General features: G+C 67.0%; 20 protein-coding genes and 1 tRNA gene. 11 read left to right on the forward strand and 10 right to left on the reverse strand.

The features are described 5' to 3' along the window. Positions 1 to 14: 14 nt before the first annotated feature. Entirely contained in the window at positions 15 to 875 is an 861-nt protein-coding gene (gene hutG / locus AC1PLA_RS08755) for an N-formylglutamate deformylase (RefSeq protein WP_102252226.1), read from the reverse strand. Between the two features lie 41 nt (positions 876 to 916). On the opposite strand from hutG, the gene AC1PLA_RS08760 reads away from it, so the two are divergent. After that, a complete protein-coding gene (locus tag AC1PLA_RS08760) occupies positions 917 to 1,042 on the forward strand; it encodes a hypothetical protein (RefSeq protein WP_481105994.1) in 126 nt (41 codons plus the stop codon). A 65-nt stretch (positions 1,043 to 1,107) separates the two neighbouring features. Here the strand turns inward: AC1PLA_RS08760 and hutH are convergent, their stop codons facing one another. Next, a complete protein-coding gene (hutH, locus tag AC1PLA_RS08765) occupies positions 1,108 to 2,649 on the reverse strand; it encodes a histidine ammonia-lyase (protein WP_481105995.1) in 1,542 nt (513 codons plus the stop codon). Between the two features lie 13 nt (positions 2,650 to 2,662). Next, a complete protein-coding gene (gene hutI / locus AC1PLA_RS08770) occupies positions 2,663 to 3,868 on the reverse strand; it encodes an imidazolonepropionase (protein WP_481105996.1) in 1,206 nt (401 codons plus the stop codon). 60 nt (positions 3,869 to 3,928) lie between these two features. Here hutI and AC1PLA_RS08775 point away from each other — a divergent pair, with 60 nt between their 5' ends. Together AC1PLA_RS08775 and hutC are read left to right on the forward strand one after the other, a co-directional pair. Then, positions 3,929 to 5,299 carry a formimidoylglutamate deiminase gene (locus AC1PLA_RS08775; protein WP_481105997.1) on the forward strand — a complete coding sequence of 457 codons (1,371 nt, stop codon included), beginning with the start codon at positions 3,929 to 3,931 and terminating at the stop codon, positions 5,297 to 5,299. Between the two features lie 4 nt (positions 5,300 to 5,303). Continuing rightward, positions 5,304 to 6,077: a histidine utilization repressor gene (gene hutC / locus AC1PLA_RS08780; RefSeq protein WP_180969646.1), complete on the forward strand. Its 774-nt coding sequence runs from the start codon at positions 5,304 to 5,306 to the stop codon at positions 6,075 to 6,077. Positions 6,078 to 6,118: 41 nt separating this feature from the next. Here hutC and AC1PLA_RS08785 read toward each other — a convergent pair whose 3' ends face one another. The 3 genes from AC1PLA_RS08785 to AC1PLA_RS08795 form a co-directional block, all read right to left on the reverse strand. Beyond that, a complete protein-coding gene (locus AC1PLA_RS08785) occupies positions 6,119 to 7,123 on the reverse strand; it encodes a restriction endonuclease (protein WP_481105998.1) in 1,005 nt (334 codons plus the stop codon). 232 nt (positions 7,124 to 7,355) lie between these two features. Next, positions 7,356 to 7,910 (reverse strand): phasin family protein, encoded by a 555-nt coding sequence (locus AC1PLA_RS08790; RefSeq protein ID WP_481105999.1) that lies wholly within the window; start codon positions 7,908 to 7,910, stop codon positions 7,356 to 7,358. 183 nt (positions 7,911 to 8,093) lie between these two features. Next, positions 8,094 to 8,369 carry a polyhydroxyalkanoic acid system family protein gene (locus AC1PLA_RS08795; RefSeq protein ID WP_026064847.1) on the reverse strand — a complete coding sequence of 92 codons (276 nt, stop codon included), beginning with the start codon at positions 8,367 to 8,369 and terminating at the stop codon, positions 8,094 to 8,096. A 173-nt stretch (positions 8,370 to 8,542) separates the two neighbouring features. On the opposite strand from AC1PLA_RS08795, the gene AC1PLA_RS08800 reads away from it, so the two are divergent. Next, the gene (locus AC1PLA_RS08800; protein ID WP_104594733.1) at positions 8,543 to 9,352 is read left to right on the forward strand and encodes an FHA domain-containing protein; all 810 of its coding nucleotides are present in this window, start codon (positions 8,543 to 8,545) and stop codon (positions 9,350 to 9,352) included. Here the strand turns inward: AC1PLA_RS08800 and msrQ are convergent. After that, positions 9,294 to 9,950 (reverse strand): protein-methionine-sulfoxide reductase heme-binding subunit MsrQ, encoded by a 657-nt coding sequence (msrQ, locus tag AC1PLA_RS08805; protein ID WP_481106000.1) that lies wholly within the window; start codon positions 9,948 to 9,950, stop codon positions 9,294 to 9,296. The genes AC1PLA_RS08800 and msrQ overlap by 59 nt on opposite strands. 132 nt (positions 9,951 to 10,082) lie before the next feature. Then, complete coding sequence (gene msrP, locus AC1PLA_RS08810; protein WP_024940184.1) at positions 10,083 to 11,051, reverse strand: protein-methionine-sulfoxide reductase catalytic subunit MsrP; 969 nt, start codon at positions 11,049 to 11,051, stop codon at positions 10,083 to 10,085. A gap of 178 nt (positions 11,052 to 11,229) precedes the next feature. Here msrP and serC point away from each other — a divergent pair, with 178 nt between their 5' ends. The 3 genes from serC to aroA all read left to right on the forward strand — a co-directional run bounded on the left by serC (position 11,230) and on the right by aroA (position 15,026). Beyond that, on the forward strand, positions 11,230 to 12,315 hold the full coding sequence (gene serC / locus AC1PLA_RS08815) for a phosphoserine transaminase (RefSeq protein WP_039514318.1): 1,086 nt from the start codon (positions 11,230 to 11,232) through the stop codon (positions 12,313 to 12,315). Positions 12,316 to 12,382: 67 nt separating this feature from the next. Further along, positions 12,383 to 13,585, forward strand: a complete 1,203-nt coding sequence (pheA, locus tag AC1PLA_RS08820) for a prephenate dehydratase (RefSeq protein ID WP_481106001.1) — start codon at positions 12,383 to 12,385, stop codon at positions 13,583 to 13,585. Between the two features lie 127 nt (positions 13,586 to 13,712). After that, on the forward strand, positions 13,713 to 15,026 hold the full coding sequence (gene aroA / locus AC1PLA_RS08825) for a 3-phosphoshikimate 1-carboxyvinyltransferase (RefSeq protein ID WP_481106002.1): 1,314 nt from the start codon (positions 13,713 to 13,715) through the stop codon (positions 15,024 to 15,026). A 166-nt stretch (positions 15,027 to 15,192) separates the two neighbouring features. Here the strand turns inward: aroA and AC1PLA_RS08830 are convergent, their stop codons facing one another. Next, a complete protein-coding gene (locus AC1PLA_RS08830) occupies positions 15,193 to 15,660 on the reverse strand; it encodes an energy transducer TonB (RefSeq protein WP_481106178.1) in 468 nt (155 codons plus the stop codon). A gap of 349 nt (positions 15,661 to 16,009) precedes the next feature. Further along, entirely contained in the window at positions 16,010 to 16,672 is a 663-nt protein-coding gene (locus AC1PLA_RS08835; protein WP_481106003.1) for an energy transducer TonB, read from the reverse strand. Between the two features lie 111 nt (positions 16,673 to 16,783). On the opposite strand from AC1PLA_RS08835, the gene serS reads away from it, so the two are divergent. From serS to AC1PLA_RS08855, 4 genes are all read left to right on the forward strand, one after another. Then, the gene (serS, locus tag AC1PLA_RS08840; protein WP_481106004.1) at positions 16,784 to 18,064 is read left to right on the forward strand and encodes a serine--tRNA ligase; all 1,281 of its coding nucleotides are present in this window, start codon (positions 16,784 to 16,786) and stop codon (positions 18,062 to 18,064) included. Positions 18,065 to 18,529: 465 nt separating this feature from the next. Next, complete coding sequence (locus AC1PLA_RS08845) at positions 18,530 to 19,546, forward strand: LysR family transcriptional regulator (protein WP_016903391.1); 1,017 nt, start codon at positions 18,530 to 18,532, stop codon at positions 19,544 to 19,546. 321 nt (positions 19,547 to 19,867) lie between these two features. Then, a tRNA-Ser gene (locus AC1PLA_RS08850) sits at positions 19,868 to 19,957 on the forward strand. Between the two features lie 138 nt (positions 19,958 to 20,095). Then, positions 20,096 to 20,791, forward strand: coding sequence for a helix-turn-helix transcriptional regulator (locus tag AC1PLA_RS08855; protein WP_104559198.1), 696 nt, complete (start codon positions 20,096 to 20,098; stop codon positions 20,789 to 20,791). Positions 20,792 to 20,828 lie beyond the last annotated feature (37 nt).

Below are 20,828 nucleotides of genomic sequence, written 5' to 3' on the forward strand. Positions count from 1 at the left end.
CGGTTTCCTTGCAATCAACGGTGCGCCGCAGGCGGCGTGGTGGCGGAGGAGTGAGCGGTGGCGTTGGCAAACTGCAGGCAGGCCAGCAGCACGTGGCGCAGCACCGCACGCAGTGCGACCGCATGTGCGGGAAGCCAGGGCGTGGGCCAGTTCTGCGGGGTGATGGTGTCCGGCTCGCGCATATAGCCGCGGCACGCCAGCTCCATCTGCAGCGTATGCACGCCATGCCCGGGCTGCGCGTAATGGCGGGTGATCCAGCCGCCCTTGAAGCGCCCGTTGCGCACGGTGCTCGAGCCGCTGCTGCGGCACAGCTGCTCCACGGCATCGGCCAGGGCCGGATCGCAACTGCGGTCGTCGTTGCTGCCGATGTTGAACTGCGGCAGCTCGCCATCGAACAGATGCGGAATATGCGAGCGGATCGAATGCGCGTCGTAGACCACGATGCTGGCGTGCTGCGTACGCAGGCGCGCGATCTCGGCAGCGAGCGCAGCGTGATAAGGGTCGAACCACTGCGTGCGGCGCCAGGCGATCTGCGCTTGGTCGGGTTCGGCGCCGTCGGCATACAGCGGCTGGTTGTCGAAGGTGGTCAGCGGGCACAGGCCGGTGGTGTTCTGGCCCGGGTACAGGGACGCTCCGCTGGGGTCGCGGTTGACGTCGATCACCGAGCGCGAGATCGCGGTGCGCACGGTGGTGGCGCCGAGCGATTGCGCGAAGTCGTACAGCTGATGCACCCACCAATCGGCATCGCGGCGTGCCAGCCAGGGCGAGACGAACTGGTCGACCATCTCCTCGGGCAGCTCGGTGCCGGTATGCGGAAAGCTGAGGATCAGCGGCGCATCGCCGCGGTGGATCTCGAGCCAGGGCAGGGCGCTCATCGCGGTGCACCTTGTGCTGGTGCGATCGTCAAGGCGCGACGATGTCGCGCCTGCATCCGGCCGGCGCGCGGCGCGCAAGCGCGCAGCACGGCCTGACGCGCAAGCAGTCCGCGCGCGCGTATCGCCCGCAGTGCATGGTCGTCGCGCAGATGCGCGCTCGGCAGTGACGCGAGACCTTGCACCCGCGAACACGACGCTGCCGAGGTCATTCCAGCGGCTGCGAAGTGGCGCGTCATGCGTGCTGCTCCACGCCTGGCAAGGCGATGGCGACCGCCTGCGCGAGCGCGCCCGAACGCACCAACGCACTGGCCGCCAGCATGTCGGGATGGAAATAGCGGTCGTCCTGCAGGGTCGGTACCTGCGCGCGCAGCAGGGCGCGCGCGGCTTCCAGCGCGGTGCTGGAGCGCAGCGGCGCATGGAAGTCGCAGCCTTGCACGGCCGCCAGCAGTTCGATGCCGATCACGTGCGCGGCGTTCTCGGCCATCGCCAGCAGACGCCGCGCGCCATGCGCGGCCATCGACACATGATCTTCCTGATTGGCCGAGGTCGGGATCGAATCGACACTGGCCGGATACGCGCGCTGCTTGTTTTCCGACACCAGGGCCGCAGCGGTGACCTGCGGAATCATGAAACCGGAATTCAGGCCCGGGCGCGGGGTGAGGAACGCCGGCAGGCCCGACAAGGCCGGGTCGACCAGCATCGCGGTGCGGCGTTCGCTGATCGAGCCGATTTCGCAGACCGCCATCGCCAGCATGTCGGCCGCGAAGGCCACCGGCTCGGCGTGGAAGTTGCCGCCGGACAAGGCCTCGCCGGTATCGCTGAACACCAACGGGTTATCCGAGACACCATTGGCCTCGATCTCCAGCGTGCGTGCGGCCTGACGCATGATGTCCAGCGCCGCGCCCATCACCTGCGGCTGGCAGCGCAGGCAGTACGGATCCTGCACGCGCACATCGCCCAGCCGATGCGATTCGCGGATGCTCGAATCGGCCATCAGCGCGCGCAGCGCGGCAGCGGTGGCGATCTGCCCCGGCTGGCCGCGCAAGGCATGGATGCGTGCATCGAACGGCGTGTCCGAGCCCTTGGCCGCTTCCACCGACAGCGCGCCGGTGACCAGCGCTGCCTGCAGCACGGTTTCGATCTCGAACAGGCCGGCCAAGGCGCAGGCGGTGGAGAACTGGGTGCCGTTGAGCAGCGCCAGGCCTTCCTTGGCGCCCAGCACGCGCGGCTGCAGCTGCGCCTGTGCCAGCGCGTCGGCGGCAGGCAGGCGTTGCCCGCCGACGAAGGCTTCGCCGACGCCGATCATCACCGCGGCCAGGTGCGACAGCGGTGCCAGATCGCCGGAGGCACCGACCGAGCCCTGGCACGGCACCACCGGCGTGATGCCCAGGCGCAGCATCGCGTCCAGCAATGCCAGCGTCTGCGGCTGCACCCCGGAAGCGCCCTGGGCCAGGCTGGTGAGCTTGAGCGCCATCATCAACCGCACCACCGGCACCGGCGTGGGCTCGCCGACGCCGGCGGCGTGCGAGAGCACGATATTGCGCTGCAGGGTCTGCAGGTCCTCGCGTTCGATGCGCACGCTGGCCAGCTTGCCGAAGCCGGTATTGACGCCATACACCGGCTCGCCGCGCGCCACGATGGCCTCCACCGTCTGCGCGCTGCGCAGCACCGCGGCCGCGCAGGCGTCGTCCAGCACGACGTCGGCGCCGCGATACAGCGCACGCCACTGCGTCAGCGTGACCTGGCCGGGCTGCAAGACAAGAGAAGCACTCATGATGACTCCGGATTCAGCAGGAATGCCCGCGCCAGACGCGGGCATGAAGAGGGTTGAAGCCCATGCGGTAGACCAGGTCGGCCGGCGCATCGATGTCCCAGATCGCCAGGTCGCAGTGCAGGCCGGCGCGCAGCCGGCCCAGTCGCTCGCCGCGCCCGAGCGCGCGTGCGGCTTCGCGGGTGAACCCGGCGATGCACTCGTCCACGGTCATGCGGAACAGCGTGGCGGCCATGTTCATCGCCAGCAGCGGGCTGGTCAGCGGCGAGGTGCCCGGATTGCAGTCGGTGGCCAGGGCCAGCGGCACGCCGGCGGCGCGCAACGCCGCGATCGGCGGCAGCTGGGTGTCGCGGGTGAAATAGAACGCGCCCGGCAACAGCACCGCGACGGTGCCGGCGCCGGCCATTGCGGCAATGCCGGCGTCATCCAGGTATTCGATGTGGTCGGCCGACAACGCGCCATGGCGTGCGGCCAGTTGCGCGCCATGCTGATTGCTCAGTTGCTCGGCATGGATCTTGATGTCCAGGCCGTGTGCCTGCGCGGCGCGGAAGACCTGTTCGGCCTGTGCGGGCGAGAACGCCAGATGCTCGCAGAACACGTCCACCGCCTCGGCAAGCCCTTGCGCGGCGATCGCCGGAATCATCTGCGTGCAGACGGCATCGATATAGCTCTGCGCATCGCCGCCCGGCGGCACCGCATGCGCACCGAGGAAGGTCGGCACCACTTCGACCTTGCGCAGCGCAGCGAGCTGGCGTGCCACGCGCAGCTGCTTGGTTTCGTCCTCCAGCGTCAGCCCGTAGCCGGATTTGATTTCCAGCGTGGTCACGCCTTCGGCGAGCATGGCGTCCAGGCGCGGCAGGCTGGCGGCCAGCAGCGCTGCGTCGTCGGCGGCGCGGGTGGCGCGCACCGTGGCCACGATGCCGCCGCCGGCTGCGGCAATCTCGGCATAACTGGCACCGCGCAGGCGTTGCTCGAATTCGTTGGCGCGATTGCCTGCATACACCAGATGGGTATGGCAATCGATCAGGCCGGGGCTGATCCAGCGACGCCGGCAATCGTGCGCAACGTCCGGTGTCAGCGCCGGGGCCTGCGCGGTCGGGCCGGCATAGGTGATGCGGCCGTCCTGGCAGGCCAGAACGCCATCGTCCACGATGCCCAGGCCACCATCGGCTGCGTCCAGGGTCATCAGCTGTGCGTTGTGCCAGAGGACGTCGCAATGCATGGCGCAGGCTCGTGGTGTCTGATATGTATATACAATAGAACCGGCAATCGAGGGTGTCCAGTGGCAGACCAACAGGTGCAGGCGTTGTGGGCGGCGCGGGCTCTCCTGCCCGATGGCTGGGCGGGCGACGTGCGGATCACACTGGCGCAGGGGCGCATCGCCTCGGTGCAGCCCGGCGCCACGCCTGCTGCAGACGACACCCGGGTCGAGCGGCTGCTGCCCGGGCTGGGCAACCTGCATAGCCATGCGTTCCAGCGCGGCATGGCGGGGCTGACCGAAGTGGGCGGGCGCAGTGGCGACAGTTTCTGGAGCTGGCGCGAGTTGATCTACCGCTTCGTCGACCGGCTCGATCCGGACAGCCTGCAGGCGATCGCCGAACAGGCCTATGTGGAGATGCTCGAAAGCGGCTTCACCCGCGTCGGCGAATTCCATTACCTGCACCACAGCCCCAGCGGCGCGGCGTATGCGCAGGCCGGCGAAATGTCCGGGCGCATCGCTGCTGCCGCCGCCAACACCGGCATCGGGCTGACGCTGTTGCCGGTGTTCTATGCGCATGCGGATTTCGGTGGCGTGGCGCCCAGCGCAGCGCAGCGTCGTTTGATCCACGACATCGACGGCTTCGCTCGGTTGCTGGACGACTGCAAGGGCAGCTTGAAAACATTGCCGGATGCCGTGCTCGGGCTGGCGCCACACAGCCTGCGCGCGGTCACGCCGGAGCAGTTGGCTGCGCTGGTGCCACTCACCGATGGGCCGATCCACATCCATATCGCCGAGCAGCAGCGCGAGGTCCAGGCCTGCCTGGCCTGGTCCGGCCAGCGCCCGCTGCAGTGGCTGCAGGCCAACGCACCGGTGGATGCACGCTGGTGCCTGGTGCATGCCACGCATGTGGACGCGAGCGAGCTGCAGGCCATCGTCGACAGCGGCGCGGTGGTCGGTCTGTGCCCGATCACCGAGGCGAATCTGGGCGACGGCCTGTTCCCGATGCAGGCATTTGCCGCTGCGGGCGGGCGCTTTGGTGTCGGCTCGGATTCGAATGTGTTGATCGACGCGGCCGAAGAACTGCGCCTGCTCGAATACGGCCAGCGTCTGCAGCTGCAGGCGCGCAATGTGCTGGCGCAGGGGGGCGCCTCCAGCGGGCGTTGGTTGTTCGAGCAGGCGGGCGAGGGTGCCGCGCAGGCCCTGGGCATTGCGCGCAGCGGCATCCGGGTCGGCGCATCGGCCGATCTGCTCGAACTGGACCCGACTCATCCGGCGCTGCTGGCGCGCAACGACGATGCGCTGCTGGATAGTTGGCTGTTCGCCGCGCGCGGCGGTGCGGTGCGCACCGTCTGGCGCGCCGGGCAACCGGTGGTGCGCGACGGGCGCCATGTGGATCGCACGCGGATTGCCACGCGTTTTGCCGGGGTTCTGCGATCGCTGCTGAGCAAATGAGCGGATGCGCGCACAATGCGGGTCTGACCGGAGACCTGTTTTGACCGCCACCCCCACCGCCGCGCCCGGCACCCTGCATCAACGCATCCGGCAGGATCTGGAACGCCGCATCCACAGTGGCGACTGGCCGCCCGGTCACCGTGTGCCGCCCGAGCACGAGCTGATGGCGCAATACGGCTGCTCGCGCATGACCGTGAACAAGGTGCTCGGCCTGCTTGCCGATGCCGGCATGATCGAACGGCGTCGCCGCACCGGCTCGTTCGTGGCGCGCCCGCATCCGCATCTGGAGCAGGTCGCGTTGTCGATCCCCGACATCGAAGTGGAAATGACCGCGCGCGGCCACGTCTACCGGTTCGCGTTGTTGTCGCGTCGACTGCGCAGCCCGCGCCTGCGCGTGCCGCAGGAGCGGGCCCTGGGCAGCAGCGGCAAGGTGCTGGCGCTGGAAAGCGTGCACCTGGCAGACGGCCGCCCGTTCGCGCTGGAACAGCGGGTGATCGACACCACTACCGTGCCCGAGGCGTTACTGCAGCCGTTCACCGACGTGGCGCCGGGCAGTTGGTTGTTGCGCAACGTGCCGTGGACGCGCGCCGAACACCGCATCAGCGCCGTCAGTGCGGACGCCGCGCAAGCCGAACGCCTGCAGGTGGACGATGGCGCGGCCTGCCTGGTCATCGATCGCCACACCTGGCGCGGCGACCAGCCGGTCACCTACGTACGTCAGCTGTTTCTGGGCGGATCCTACGACCTGGTGGCGCGGTTCGCACCGGGAATGCGCTGACCCTCAAGCCTCGCGCGCAGGCGCATGGGGCGATCCATGAATCAGATCGTCGTGCACTGCCGCCAGCGCACCGCTTCGTCCACGCCGGGGCGCGGATTGAGTTGCACGCGCACGGTGCGCAGGTAGGGATAGCGCTGCAGTTCGCGGCAGATCAACGGCCACGCCGCCGCATCGTCAACCGAGCGATCCACCGCCAGCGTTGCCTGGGTGATCCAGATGCCGCGCACCAGGCCGGGCGTCTGTGCCAGCGCCTTGGACACCTCGCGCTGATAGCCCTGCATGGTTGCCGCATCCGGTTCGGCATCGCCTGCCAGTGGCGTCAATGCAGGCGGTGCGGCTGATGGCGGCGCGGCCTGCGGCGAGCTCGCGCCCTGCGGTGCAGGTGTTGCAGCGACCGCTGCGGCAGCGCCTGGGGCGGCGGCCACCGCTGCCTGCTGCGTGGGCGCAGGCGGCGCCACCGGTTGCAAGGCCAGCACCGCGACCAGCGCCAGGGTCGCCAGCGCTGCACCGGCAATGACGCTGTGACGGATCGCGCGACGGCGCGCCATGCCGACTACGCCGGTTTCCACATCGCCCGGCAGATACGGTTTGAGCAAGGGCCACAAGCGCACGCCATCCAGCACTTCGATGGACTGCTTCTCGGCGGCCGCCAGGCCTTCGCGTTCCATGCGGCCCTCGGTCACCATCACGCCGCCGCCCGCGCCGGCCAGCCGCGCCATCGCGCCCAGCTCGTTCACCGCTGCCACGCCGATGCGATAGCCGCGCCCGTGCTTGCAGGCCACCAGGCGCGTGCCGTGCTCGGTCTGCATCATGAAGTCGGCCGTCGGCAGGCCGTCCTGCGGCACGTGCGTGGGTTGCCAGCCGCGTTGCTCCTGCAGCACGCGCTGCACCACGGCGGAAAAGTCGCGCCAGTGCATCGCCGCCAATGCACGCACACCCTCGCTGGTTTCGTTGGCACGGCGGCGCACCAGCCACACATACGCACACACTCCCAGCCAGAGCAGCAGGGAAGCCACAAGCGCCACAATCCAGGAAGGCATGAGCATCAAGCGAAGGTATGGAACGTATGACGAAGCGGTGCGCCTAGAAGAATCCTTCGCCGCAGATTCGTCAATGGATCGCGGGCGGCGATACCACGCAGCGTGATCCAGATAGCGAAAGACCCGCCAGTCCGAAGCCGTGAGGGGAGGGGAGCAAACGGACTTCGTATTACAGGACTGGCGGGTCCTTCCTGATTGTCTAAAAAATCATGTTGCTTTGCAACATTGCCGGGCTGGCTTATTCACCATCAAACGCAGCGCTGCCAGGGCTGGAGTTGCTGCTGGTCGAGCCTGCGCCGGTGGTGTCGCTGCTGGCGGCCTGTGCGGCCTGATTGGCGGTGCGGTTGGCGCGCTTGGTTGCGGCGGTATTGGCGCGCACCTGGGCCTTGAGCGATTCCACCTCGCGGCGCAGGTTTTCCAGTTCGTCCTGCTCGGGGATGTTGAGCGTGCGCAGCACGCCCTTGACGCGTTCGTCGAAGGCCTTGCCCAGCTTGTCCCAGCCGCGTACGGCGGTGTCGCGTGCCTGCTCGAACTGGGTCTCCACCTCTTCGCGCAGCTCATCGACGCTTTCGGCTGCCTTGCGCTGGCCGCTGCGCTCGTAGGCTGCGCCTTCGCGCACCAGCGAATCGAACAACTTGCCACCCTCGCTCTGTACCCGTCCCAGCGCACCGAGCCCGGCCAGCCACACCGTCTGCGCCGATTCGCCGAGCCGGCGCGAAATCTGTTCTGCCTGCGCCTGGAAGCCGTGCGCGGCATCGTCGCGCTTGCCGTTCTGATCGTATCCGGTCGTCATGGAATGCTCCTGTGGGTTGCCAAAGTGACGTTGCCTTCACCCTAGTCCCGGCACTGCATCGAGCAGGTGAAGCACGCTCAGAGCATCCGCCTGCCACGGGCCGCGCGGGTGACTTGTCGCTGAAGCACCTGCGCGGTCAGGCCCTGGCCAGGCGATCAGGCCCGGACCAGCGACGCGGCATGCTCAGGCGAGTTTTTCTGCCAGCAGGCGACGGATCTCCGACTCCACCATCGGCTGCATCGCCGACAACAGGAAACCGAGCTCGGCGGTGACATGTACCTGCTGCGGCAGCAGGGTGATTGCCCCATCCACGCCGGCCCGCGCGATGCGCAAGGTGTCGCCTTCCCAGTGCGAGGCGACGCCATAGCGATCGGTCAACTTGCGCGCCGCCGCATCGATCGCTGCGCGGGCCTGGGCCGGCGACAAGGCATGGTCGTGGCGGATATCGATGCTGGACATGGGTTCCATGGGAAAGATGAAAGAAGCGTGCATTGTGCGCATGCGCGGGCCAGGCTCCAAGTGCGGCGCGCGTGTGGTCGGGCAGCGACGCACCTCGATGCCGTACCTGCGTCGGCCGGACGCCGGTCACATTGTTGGCCGCGGCGCGGGGCAAACCTGCTAGGCTGCGGCGGGTGCGCGATCTGCAAGTTCATTTCACCCACCGGCAGCAGCCGGATCATTCCCTCAAGCCCGGCGTCCACCGGATCGTCCGCCATGCCTCCGGCAGCGTGCGGGTGGTTGCCGATGCGCAGGGGGCGTTGCTGTTGGCGCAGTTCTGCCTGGACCAGCGCGGGCTGTGGCTGCAGGTGGCCAACGGGATCCGCGGCATCCATGTCAACGGACGTCCGGTGCGGCGCATGGCGCTGTTGCGCCCCGGCGATGCGATCTACGCCGACGGCGTGGAGATGCTCCTGCGCAGTGCGCCATCGAGCGCGCCGGCCAACGACGTTGCAGACGACGATGCCGGCCTGAGCGAGGTCTGCCTGCTGTTGCGCGGGCTGGGCGGCCGCCATCACGGGCGCAGCTTCACGCTGGACCGCTCACGCCTGGTCGGCAGCGACCCGGCGGCGGACATCGTCATCGACGACCCGGCCTTCGCCGCGCAGCACGCGCGCCTGGAACGTCACGGCGACCGTGTGCTGATCCGCGACCTGGGTTCGGAAGAAGGCAGCTGGATCAACGGCGTGCAGGTGCGCGACGGCTGGCTGCAGGCCGGCGACCAGATTGTGTTCGATGCCCGCCACCGCTTTGTCGTGGAGGTGCCGCGGATCCATCACGGCACCACCTGGGACCTTCCCGAGTCGGAGCCGTTGCCGCCACCACGCGCGCCCGGCGAACCGGTGCGTGCGCCGGTCAAGGTGGCGCGCTGGCCGTGGTTGCTGCTCAGCGCGGTGCTGCTGGCGGCGGCGTTGAGCGCCTTGCTGTGGTTCGGCGCGCGCTGAGTTTCTTCCAGATCCGCCAGCCCAGCAGCACCGCCAGGATGCCGGCATACAGCGCCGGTTCGCGGATGTCGGATTTCACCAGCCACCAGAAATGCAGTACGGCCAGCAAGCCGATCGGGTAGATCAGCATGTGCAGGCGTCCCCAGTTGCGCTTGAGCCGCCGCATCCAGCCCTGGGTGGAGGTGATCGCCAGCGGCACCAGCAGCAGCCATGCCGCAAAGCCCACGGTGATGTAGGGACGCTTGAGGATCTCCTCGAAGATCTGCGTCCAGTAGCCGCGCAGATCCAGGCTCAGGTAGGCCGCCAGATGCACGCTGGCGTAGAAGAACGCGTACAGCCCGAGCATGCGCCGGAAACGGATCAGCGTCGCCTGGCCGGTGAGCTGGCGCAGCGGCGTGATCGCCAGGGTGATCAACAGAAAGCGCAGCGCCCACAGCCCGGTGCGGTGCTCGATCTCGGCCACCGGATCGGCACCCAGCGCATCGCTGCCGGTTTGCCAGACCTGCCAGAACTGCCAGCCGAGCAAGGCGATCGGCGTCAGCGCGGCGACGTGCACCAGGGTCTTGGCGGCGATCAGGGACGCGGAAGTCTTGGCCATGCGATCTCGAAGAAGGAAGCGATGCAGCGCGGGCATCAACATGCATCGTAGGAGCGCACCCGGGCGCGACGGGCATTCCTGGTGACGCCCGTCGCGCCCGGGTGCGCTCCTACTCAGGGGGCATCACTGCCCTTAGAACCACTTCTTCAGGTCCATCCCCGCGTACAGCGAGGCGACCTGGTCCGCGTAGCCGTTGAACGGCTTGGTCGCGATGCGCTCGGCGAACAACTTGCTCGCGGTGCCGGCGATACGGCGCTCGGTCTTCTGGCTCCAGCGTGGGTGATCCACCGCCGGATTGACGTTGGAAAAGAAGCCGTATTCGGACGGCTGCAGATCGTGCCACGCGGTCTCGGGCATCTTCTCGACAAAGCGGATTTCCACGATCGACTTGATGCTCTTGAAGCCGTACTTCCACGGCACCACCAGCCGCAGCGGCGCTCCGTTCTGCTGCGGTAGCGGCTTGCCGTACAGGCCGGTGGCCAGCAGGGTCAGCGGATGCATCGCTTCGTCAATGCGCAGGCCCTCGCGGTACGGCCAGTTGATCGAGCGGTAGCGCACGCCCGGCATCTGCTGCGGATCAGCCAGCGTGGTGAATGCCACGTACTTGGCCTTGGAAGTCGGTGCGAAGCGCTTGAGCACCTCACCCAGCGGCACGCCCGTCCACGGGATCACCATCGACCAGCCTTCCACGCAGCGCAGCCGGTAGATGCGCTCTTCCGCGCTGATGCCCTTGAGCAACTCGTCCAGCGACAGGCTGCCGGGCTTTTCGCATTCGCCGCTGACCTTCACCGACCACGGCGACAGCTTCAGGGTCTTGGCGGCCTTGGACGGGTCGGTCTTGTCGGTGCCGAACTCGTAGAAGTTGTTGTAGCTGGTGACGTCTTCCAGCCGGGTCAGTTCCTCGGCGGTACGGAAGCCGCTGCGTGCCTGCGCCGGGGTCACCACGGTCTTGGGCGGAGGCGGCGGATCGGCCTCGGCGCAGCCGGCCACGCCCAGCGCCGGGGTCAGCGCAAACAGCTGCAGCAGCCGGCGTCGGTCGCGGTAGACGGCCTCATCGGTGATCTCGCTGGACGGCGTCTTCAAGACATCGCGAAGGGACATGGCTCGCTCCTGACAGTGGCTGCTGATGAGAATACCGGACCATGGTGATGACGCTGCCGATGGTCTACGCAAACCATACGTCGCCGTGGGTGAGAAGGATGCACATGCAACTTTTCTGCAACGCTGCCAAGGCCGGTGCGCTGCGGCATACTAGAAGGCTAGCTCGACAAGGTGTGCCATGACACGCGCGTTCAATTTCAGTGCCGGCCCTGCGACATTGCCGGAATCGGTCCTGCGCCAGGCGCAGGAAGAGATGGTCGAGTGGAACGGCGTCGGCGCCTCGATCGTGGAAATCAGCCACCGCAGCGCCGATTTCATGGCCGTGGCGGCCGCGGCCGAAGCCGATCTGCGCACCCTGTTGTCGATTCCCGACGATTACGCGGTGCTGTTCACTGCCGGTGGCGCCACCACCATCCAGGCGCTGCTGCCGCTGAATTTCGCCGCACCCGGCCAGGCCGCCGACTACGTGATCACCGGCCACTGGGGCAAGACCGCGATCAAGCAGGCGGCAACCTATGTGGATGCACGCATTGCCGCCGACGGCCAGGCGGGCGGCTTCACCGACATTCCGCCAGTAGCCAGCTGGACCTTGTCGCCGCACTCGGCCTACGTGCACATCACTGCCAACGAAACCATCCATGGCGTCGAGTTCCGCGACACGCCGGCGGTGGGCACGCTGCCGCTGTTTGCCGATTTCAGTTCGTCGATCGCCTCCGAGCCGCTGGATGTGTCGCGCTACGGGCTGATCTATGCCGGCGCGCAGAAGAATCTGGGCCCGGTTGGCATCTCGGTACTGATCGTGCGGCGCGAGTTGCTCGAACGCGCCGGCCAGCCGCGCGCGGACATCTTCAACTACGCCTCGCATGCCGCCCGCGATTCGATGCTCAACACGCCGCCGACCTGGAACTGGTATCTGCTCGGACTCACCGTGAAGTGGATGCTGGAGCAGGGCGGGGTGGACGAGTTCGCCCGCCGCAACGCCGAAAAGGCCGCGCTGGTGTATGGCGCGATCGATGGTTCCGGCGGGTTCTACCGCAACCTGGTCAAGCCGGCGGTGCGTTCGCGCATGAACATCCCGTTCTTCCTGGCCGACGAGCAGCTGGATGCGTTGTTCGTCAGCGAATCCAAGGCGGCCGGTCTGCTGGCGCTGAAGGGGCACAAGGCGGTCGGCGGCATTCGCGCGTCCTTGTACAACGCGATGCCGGTGGCGGGCGCGCAGGCGCTGGCCAGCTTCATGCACGACTTCCAGCAGCGTCACGGCTGAGTCTTTCATTCGACCGCGGCGCATGCCGCGCAGGCGCATGCGCCGCAATTTCAAGGAATGCCGAGCGATGGCTCCCAAGTCCAGCAAGCCCAGTGCCCCCACCGGCGGCAAGACCAAACCGGCAGGCAAGTCCGCCGCCAAGTCCGCGGCCAACGCCTCAGACAAGCGCGCGACCAAGCCGGCCACGGCTGCGCCGGTGCTGGCCGACGTGCGCGCCAAGATTGACGAGATCGACCGCACCATCCAGGCGTTGATCGCCGAACGCGCCAACTTCGCCCATCAGGTCGGCAAGGCCAAGGGCAAGCTCGCCGCGGCGGTGGATTACTACCGGCCCGAGCGCGAGGCGCAGGTGCTGCGCATGGTGGTGGACCGCAACGAAGGCCCGCTCAGCGACGAAGTGCTGGTGCACGTGTACCGCGAAATCATGTCCGCGTGCCTGGCCCAGCAGGAGCCGTTGAAGATCGGCTATCTCGGCCCGGAAGGCACCTTCAGCCAGCAGGCGGTGCTTAAGCACTTCGGTCGTTCGGCAGTCGGCCTGCCGATGGCAACCATCGAGGAAGTGTTCCAGGAAGTGGAAGCCGGCAATGCCGATTTCGGTGTGGTGCCGGTGGAAAATTCCGGCCAGGGCACCATCCAGGTCACCCTGGACATGTTCCTGACCTCCAACCTGAAAATCTGTGGCGAAGTCGAACTGCGCGTGCACCAGTACCTGCTCTCGCGCAACGGCCGGCTGGAAGACATCGAGCGCATCTACGCGCATTCGCAGTCGTTTGCGCAGACCGCCGGTTGGCTGCGTTCGCACCTGCCCAAGGTCGAGAAGATCGCCGTCTCCAGCAATGCCGAAGGCGCACGCCGCGCCCGCAATGCCGAGGACGCCGCGGCGATCGGCGGCGAGAGCGCCGCGCATGTGTATGGCTTGAAGAAAGTCATCATGAAGTCGATCGAAGACGACGACGACAACACCACGCGTTTTCTGGTGATCGGCCGGCAGATCTTTCCCACCTCCGGGCATGACCGCACTTCGGTGCTGGTGTTCATCCACGACAAGCCGGGTGCGTTGTTCGACGTGCTCAGCCCGTTCGCGCGGCATGGCATCAGCATGAACCGCATCGAGTCGCGTCCCTCGCACCAGGCCAAGTGGGAATACGGCTTCTTCATCGACCTGGCCGGCCACGTGGAAGACGAGGCGATGAAGCAGGCGCTGGCCGAACTGGAAGCGCACTCGGCGCAGATCAAGGTGCTGGGCTCGTACCCGGTCGCCATTCCCTGAGCGCCGGGCGTCACGCCAGCGCCGTCCCGACGGGCGCGTCGTCACCGGCCGAGGTGACGGCAGCGCCACGACACTCTTCAACACGTATCGCCGCACAGGGCGATGCCGCAGCAATCGGATCACACGCATGAGCAGCAGCACGCACCACTGGATCGCCCGGCAGGGCAGCGCATTGCAGGGCAGCCTGGCAATCCCCGGCGACAAGTCGGTCTCGCATCGCGCGGTGATGTTCGCCGCGCTGGCCGATGGCGTCTCGCAGATCGACGGCTTTCTCGAAGGCGAAGACACGCGCTCCACCGCGGCCATTTTCGCCCAGCTCGGTGTGCGCATCGACACGCCGTCGGCGTCGCAGCGCATCGTGCACGGCGTCGGCGTGGATGGACTGCAGCCGCCCAGCCAGGCGCTGGACTGTGGCAACGCCGGCACCGGCATGCGTCTGCTCGCCGGCCTGCTGGCGGCGCAGCGTTTCGATAGCGAGTTGGTCGGCGATGCGTCGCTGTCCAAGCGCCCGATGCGGCGCGTGACCGGCCCGCTGGCACAGATGGGCGCGCGCATCGACACCGAGGACGACGGCACCCCGCCGCTGCGTGTGCACGGCGGCCAGGTCTTGCATGGCATCGACTTCGTCTCGCCGGTGGCCAGTGCGCAGGTCAAATCCGCGGTATTGCTGGCGGGCCTGTATGCGCAGGGAGAGACGTCGGTCAGCGAGCCGCATCCCACCCGCGATTACACCGAACGCATGTTGTCCGCGTTTGGCGTTGAGATCGACTTCTCGCCCGGCAAGGCGCGGCTACGCGGTGGTCAGCGTCTGCGCGCCACCGATATCGCGGTGCCTGCGGATTTTTCGTCGGCGGCGTTCTTCATCGTGGCAGCCAGCATCATTCCCGGTTCGGAGGTGCTGCTGCGTGCGGTGGGCCTGAATCCACGTCGCACCGGGTTGCTCGCGGCACTGCGGCTGATGGGCGCAAATATCGCCGAAGAACGTCACGCCGAACATGGTGGCGAGCCGGTGGCCGATCTACGCGTGCGCTATGCGCCGCTGCGGGGCGCGCAGATTCCCGAAGCGCTGGTGCCGGACATGATCGACGAATTCCCGGCGCTGTTTGTGGCCGCCGCTGCGGCAACCGGGCAAACGGTGGTCACTGGCGCTGCCGAACTGCGGGTCAAGGAGTCCGACCGCCTTGCAGCCATGGCCACCGGGCTGCGCGCGCTGGGCGTGCAGGTGGACGAGACCCCGGATGGCGCCACCATTCATGGCGGCAGCATCGGCAGCGGCGTGATCGAAAGCCATGGCGACCACCGCATCGCGATGGCGTTTGCCATTGCCGGGCAGCTGTCCACCGGCAGCGTGCGGGTTAACGACGTGGCCAATGTCGCAACTTCGTTTCCGGGGTTCGACAGCCTGGCGCGGGACGCCGGTTTCGGGCTTGAAACGGCCTGAGTAGTGAAACGGCTTCAGTAGGAAAGGCGGGCAGTTCTCTCATCGAATGAGGACTGCTCGAGCTAAAGCCTCGTGAGTGGTTGAGTGGTAACGCCTGTCAGTCGACGTTTAGATGCCGCATTTCAGCCAGCACGGCGCTACTGCGATCCAACTCGGTTGATCCCACTCAGCGCTCTGCGGTGAACTCCACCGGCACCTGCACGCTGCTGACGACGGCGTGGCCGTCACGGGTGGCTGGCTCGAAACGCCACTGACGCAAGCTGTCCATCACCGCTGCATCCAGGCGCGGGTCGTTGCTGCCGCTGCGATCGACGATGCTCACATCGCTCACCCGGCCTTGTACATCCAGCTGCAGGCGGGCGGTGCGGCTGCCTGCGATCCCGGCCTGCGCGATATCCGACGGGTAGCTCGGCATCGCATTGCCCGGCAGCGGAATCGCTTCTTCAGTGCTGATCGGCGCGCGCGCGGGTTGGTGCGCAATCATGGTCATCGCACGCGGGCCCTCCGAGGTCGGCAGGATCTGCCGACTGGCCGCAGGCGCAGGGCGCGTATCGGTCGCAAACGATTCATCGCTATGGCGGGCCCACCACCAGGTCGGCACCACCACCAGCAGCGCCAGCAGGGTCGCCCACAGCCATGGCGAGGCGCCGTCGGCCATGTCGTCGCCCACGCGGTCTTCCGCATGCACGGGGCGGGGCGGCAGTGCCTGGGTGGGGTGTGACGAGGGATTGGAGATGAAGGACATGGCCGGCCTCCTGGCGCATCTTTGGGATGACGTGGCCAGTCTGGTCGGCCTTGCCTGAGGCCCAGCTAAGGCAGAGCACTCAGGAGGGTTTAAACGGCGGTAGACATTCAGCTTGGTCAAACCGAGTCGGGGTCTGGTTTGACCCACGTTGTCCGGTTAACGCGCAGTGATGTTCGTCGATTGCTGCAGTCCGGCGGTCATCGGTTTTGCGGTGTATGCGACGCAGCTATCGGTGGACTTACTGCGCCGGCTTGAACTCGAACGGGATATCCAGACTGCCGGCAATCTGCTGGCCGTTGCGCTGCGCCGGATGGAAGCGCCAGTGACGCACCGCTTCCATCGCGGCGCGGTCCAGATCGCGCGAGCCGCTGCGTTGCACCAGCGTCACCCCGCCCGGATTGCCCGCTGCGTCCACGTCTACCCGCACCACCACGTCGCCGGCATCGCCGCGACGCAAGGCAGCCGAGGGATAGCGTGGCGGCGGCATCTGGCCCTGCATCGGCACCGGGCGATCTCCGCCTGCGGCCGCCGCGGTGTTTGCCGGTGCTGCGCCCGGCGCGCCGGGAACCGCGTCCTCCGGCAAGGGCGTCGGCGCGGGCGAGGCTGGCGGCGCAGTTTCCACCAGTGTCGGGGCTTCCTCCGGTGGCTTGGCCTGGGGCATGTCGCTGGCGCCGTCCTGGGCCGGCAGCGGCGCGGGCAGCGGCTGAATGTTGTCGTCGGCCTGCGCACCTGCAGCCGGTTGCGCCGGCGAGGCCTTGTAGAAGTCGTCCTTGCGGCCGGTGGCCCACACCAGCAGGAACAGCAGCAGGCCGGCAACGAAGGCGATACCGGCAATTTTCAGGGTGTGGCGGGGCAGACGCAGGACGATCTGACGATCGGACGCAGGGCGGGGCGCGGGCATAGGGCTCACCTGAAGGATCGGGCCAATTCTGGCATAGCGGCGGTGAATCGATCGCAGCAGGTGACGGAACAGGCGATAATCTCGCGCTTCCTACCGACACACAGACTCCCGATGCTAGATCCGGCCCTGCTTCGCCAACATCCCGCCGACCTTGCCGAGCGCCTGCGCAGCACGCGCAGTTTCTCCCTGGACACCGCGGAACTGGAGTCGCTGGAAAGCGAGCGCAAGCGCATCCAGGTGCGCACGCAGGAATTGCAGAGTCAGCGCAACTCCAAGTCCAAGGCGATCGGGCAGGCCAAGGCCAAGGGCGAGGATGTCACTGCGCTGATGGCCGAAGTGGCCGGTTTCGGTGATGAGCTCAAAGCCTCCGAAGAAGCGCTGGAGGTGATTCGCGCCAAGCTGGAGACCATCGCGCTGGGCTTGCCCAATCTGCCGGCCGACGACGTGCCGCAGGGCAAGGATGAGAGCGAGAATGTCGAGCAGTCGCGCTGGGGCACGCCGCGCCAGTTCGACTTCCCGGTCAAGGACCATGTGGAACTCGGTGCGCCGCACGGCTGGCTGGACGGCGAGACTGCCGCCAAGCTGTCGGGTGCGCGTTTCACCGTGCTGCGCGGGCCGGTCGCGCGGCTGCACCGCGCGCTGGCGCAATTCATGCTCGACCTGCATGTTGGCGAGCATGGCTATGAAGAAACCAATGTGCCGCTGCTGGTCAATGCCGAATCGATGCGCGGCACCGGGCAACTGCCCAAGTTCGAGGACGACCTGTTTCAGACCGAAGTGGGCGAGTCGCGCCGCTATCTGATTCCTACCTCGGAAGTGCCGCTGACCAATGTCGTGCGCGACGAAATCGTCGATGCCGAGCGTCTGCCATTGCGTATGACCGCGCATTCGATGTGCTTCCGCGCCGAAGCCGGCAGCGGCGGCCGCGACACGCGCGGCATGATCCGCCAGCACCAGTTCGAAAAAGTCGAGCTGGTCACCGCCTGCGCGCCGGAACATAGCGATGCCGAGCATCAGCGCATGACCCGCTGCGCCGAAGTGGTGCTGGAAAAACTCGGCCTGCCGTATCGCAAGGTGCTGCTGTGCACCGGCGACATGGGCTTCTCGGCAATCAAGACCTACGATCTGGAGGTGTGGCTGCCGTCGCAGGACACCTATCGCGAGATTTCGTCGTGCTCGAACTGCGGCGATTTCCAGGCGCGGCGCATGCAGGCGCGCTGGCGCAACCCGGCCAGCGGCAAGCCGGAGCTGCTGCACACGCTCAATGGCTCCGGCACCGCCGTGGGCCGCGCAATGATCGCGGTGATGGAGAACTACCAGAACGCCGACGGCTCGCTCAATGTGCCCGAGGTGCTGCGTCCGTATATGGGCGGGCTCGAGCGGATCGGATAAGAGCGGCCGAGGCTCCGGCTGCGTGGCATCCAGGCGGACGCGGCCGATGCCTGGAATGGGCATGCATCTTAATATTCGATTCCGGGCGGGCAGGCAGCCTCGACTGGCGACTGCCAGCTCCGGCTCGCTCGTCAGCCTTGTTTAGCATGTTGCTCGCGCGGCCGCTCAGCCGCCCAGGTTGAGATGGCGTAGCTGTTAAACATATTGATCAAGAACGGGGCCATCACTGGCCCCGTTTGCATGTTCATGGCGCACGGCCTGTTGCGGCGCCTGGAAGATCCCGGCGGATCTAGCGAGCGCTACCCGCCGACATCTGCGCTGGGTGCTGCGCGTAGCCGCGGCGAAAACGATGGAGCTCAGGGCGCAAGAGTTCGATGGTCTGGCTGCAAGGAACTACATTTCTGATGTATCAGGTCGTTGCTCTGTTGGAATAAAGGTGGTTAAATATTACCTATCGTTCTATCCATGGATGCATGCGCCATGCACGACCTGAATGACCTGTACTACTTCGCGATGGTGGTGGACCACGGCGGCTTCGCCGCGGCCGAGCGTGCGCTCGGGATCCCCAAGTCGCGCCTGAGCCGCCGTATCAGCCAGCTCGAAACGGATCTTGGCGTGCGCCTGCTGCAGCGCTCCACGCGCCGCTTTGCGGTCACCGACGTCGGCACCAGCGTGCATCGGCACGCGCAGACCATGCTGGCCGAAGCCCAGGCCGCGCGCGAGGTGGTGGATCGTCTCAGTGCCGAGCCGCGCGGTCTTGTACGTGTGAGCGTTCCGGTCTCGCTGGCGCAGATCCAGCTGCCCAAGCTGTTGCCGGAATTCCTGGCCAAGTACCCCAAGGTGCGGCTGCAGCTCAACATCAGCAATCGCCGCGTCGACGTCATCAACGAGGGCTACGACATCGCGCTGCGCGTGCGATCGCGCCTGGACGACGACGGCAGCCTGGTGATGCGCAGCTTTGGCCAGGTGCAGGAGTTGCTGGTGGCCAGCCCCAAATACCTGGACCGCGCCGGGCGTCCCAAGGACCCGAGCGAGCTGGCCAACCACACCACCATGAGCACCAGCGAAGACGAAGCGCACCAGCGCTGGGAACTGCACGGCCCCAATGGCGAGATGCGCCGCGTGGACCTGCAGCCGCGTCTGGCCGGCTTCGATTTCCCGCTGCTGCAGTCGATGGCGCGCGATGGCTTCGGCATCACCATGCTGCCGGAAACCGTGTGCGCCCAGGCAGTGCGCAGCGGCGAGCTGGAAGTGGTACTGCCGCACTGGTCGCTCCCGCAAGGCATCTGCCACGCGGTGTTCGCCTCGCGCCGCGGCCTGCTGCCGGCGGTGCGGGTGTTCATCGACTTCCTGGCCGAGCACCTGCCGCAGGAAATCGAACGCTCGCGCCTGGATTGCGGCGGCAACTGCGCCGAGCTGGCCGAAAAGCTCAAGCGTGCGGCCGCGACCGCACCGCGCCTGGCCGTGGCTGAAGCTGGCTGAGCGCTTTGCCTGTTCGTGGCTGAAGCCGGCCAAGCGCTGCGCCTGGTCGTCGACGTCGGCACATCAGCGCTGTCGCTTGGCAGCGCTGCGTAATCGAGAACGCCGCGTAACCCGGCAAGCGGAACCGCTTGGCAGAGTTGCGCAGCTCAACAACACGCGGCGCTTAGCAAAGCGCGTCCGGGCATGCGAGAATGCGCGCCCGGGAGCAGTCCCGGGTCGATGGCAGCGCGCAAAGCGGAGTCCATCGACACACGTCACCCGCATCGCGCGTGGCGCAAGCGTGATCACCCGACGCCTTTGGCGGTCACGCAAAGCAGCATCGGAGAGATGGCCGAGCGGTTTAAGGCACCGGTCTTGAAAACCGGCGAAGGGTCAAACCTTCCGTGGGTTCGAATCCCACTCTCTCCGCCAGCCCGCCGATTTCACGCCGTGGCGCGAAATTCTGCGCGATAGCGACACCAAAGCCGCCGATTGCCGCATGGCTGCTGTACCTGCCAAGTCTCATGCTGCCACTATATGGCAGCATGAAGTGGCTATGAGCTTGCTTGCATGTCCCGCTCCGAACGCCTTTTCGATCTTCTCCAGACGCTTCGCCGCCACCGCCGTCCGGTGAGCGGCAAGGTGCTGGCCGAAGAGATCGGCGTCAGCATCCGCACCCTCTATCGCGATATCGCCAGCCTTCAGGCGCAAGGCGCCACCATCGAGGGCGAGCCGGGCGTCGGCTACGTCCTGAAACCGGGATTCCTTCTGCCGCCGCTGATGTTTCCGGCAGAGGAGATCGAAGCGCTCGTCTTGGGCTCGCGCTGGGTAGCGGACAGAGCAGACAATCATCTGCGTGATGCGGCGAGAAGCGCACTGGCGCGGATCGCCGCCATATTGCCACCCGAACTGCGCGACGAGCTGGATGCGTCGTCACTGCTGGTCGGGCCTGGTGCCAACATCCCGGCCGACGCGATCGACCCGGCGCTGCTGCGCAAAGCGATCCGCACCGAACGCAAACTGTCGCTGTCCTATCGCGATGGATCAGGGACAGGGTCGGAGCGTGTGGTTTGGCCGTTCGCGCTCGCCTTTTTCGATCAAGTGCGCGTTTTGGTCGGATGGTGCGAACTGCGCCAGGATTTTCGCTCCTTCCGCACGGATCGCATCGCCTGTGCGGAGATACTCGACGCCCGCTATCCCAAGCGACGTCAGGTGCTGCTGAAACAGTGGCGGGAGATCCAGAAAATACCGCGCCCGGACGCTTGATACTGCCGGAAACTGGCAGCATCAGGTCATAGGATCA

It is taken from the genome of Xanthomonas sp. NCPPB 1826 (assembly GCF_056725285.1).

Bases quoted from the DNA above. Each gene is read 5' to 3' on its own strand.
- hutG (WP_102252226.1), bottom strand. From the start codon at position 875: ATGAGCGCCCTGCCCTGGCTCGAGATCCACCGCGGCGATGCGCCGCTG.
- AC1PLA_RS08760 (WP_481105994.1), top strand. From the start codon at position 917: ATGTCGCGCCTGCATCCGGCCGGCGCGCGGCGCGCAAGCGCGCAGCAC.
- hutH (WP_481105995.1), bottom strand. From the start codon at position 2,649: ATGAGTGCTTCTCTTGTCTTGCAGCCCGGCCAGGTCACGCTGACGCAG.
- hutI (WP_481105996.1), bottom strand. From the start codon at position 3,868: ATGCATTGCGACGTCCTCTGGCACAACGCACAGCTGATGACCCTGGAC.
- hutC (WP_180969646.1), top strand. From the start codon at position 5,304: ATGCGCGCACAATGCGGGTCTGACCGGAGACCTGTTTTGACCGCCACC.
- AC1PLA_RS08785 (WP_481105998.1), bottom strand. From the start codon at position 7,123: ATGCTCATGCCTTCCTGGATTGTGGCGCTTGTGGCTTCCCTGCTGCTC.
- AC1PLA_RS08790 (WP_481105999.1), bottom strand. From the start codon at position 7,910: ATGACGACCGGATACGATCAGAACGGCAAGCGCGACGATGCCGCGCAC.
- AC1PLA_RS08795 (WP_026064847.1), bottom strand. From the start codon at position 8,369: ATGTCCAGCATCGATATCCGCCACGACCATGCCTTGTCGCCGGCCCAG.
- msrQ (WP_481106000.1), bottom strand. From the start codon at position 9,950: ATGGCCAAGACTTCCGCGTCCCTGATCGCCGCCAAGACCCTGGTGCAC.
- msrP (WP_024940184.1), bottom strand. From the start codon at position 11,051: ATGTCCCTTCGCGATGTCTTGAAGACGCCGTCCAGCGAGATCACCGAT.
- serC (WP_039514318.1), top strand. From the start codon at position 11,230: ATGACACGCGCGTTCAATTTCAGTGCCGGCCCTGCGACATTGCCGGAA.
- pheA (WP_481106001.1), top strand. From the start codon at position 12,383: ATGGCTCCCAAGTCCAGCAAGCCCAGTGCCCCCACCGGCGGCAAGACC.
- aroA (WP_481106002.1), top strand. From the start codon at position 13,713: ATGAGCAGCAGCACGCACCACTGGATCGCCCGGCAGGGCAGCGCATTG.
- AC1PLA_RS08835 (WP_481106003.1), bottom strand. From the start codon at position 16,672: ATGCCCGCGCCCCGCCCTGCGTCCGATCGTCAGATCGTCCTGCGTCTG.
- serS (WP_481106004.1), top strand. From the start codon at position 16,784: ATGCTAGATCCGGCCCTGCTTCGCCAACATCCCGCCGACCTTGCCGAG.
- AC1PLA_RS08845 (WP_016903391.1), top strand. From the start codon at position 18,530: ATGGATGCATGCGCCATGCACGACCTGAATGACCTGTACTACTTCGCG.
- AC1PLA_RS08855 (WP_104559198.1), top strand. From the start codon at position 20,096: ATGTCCCGCTCCGAACGCCTTTTCGATCTTCTCCAGACGCTTCGCCGC.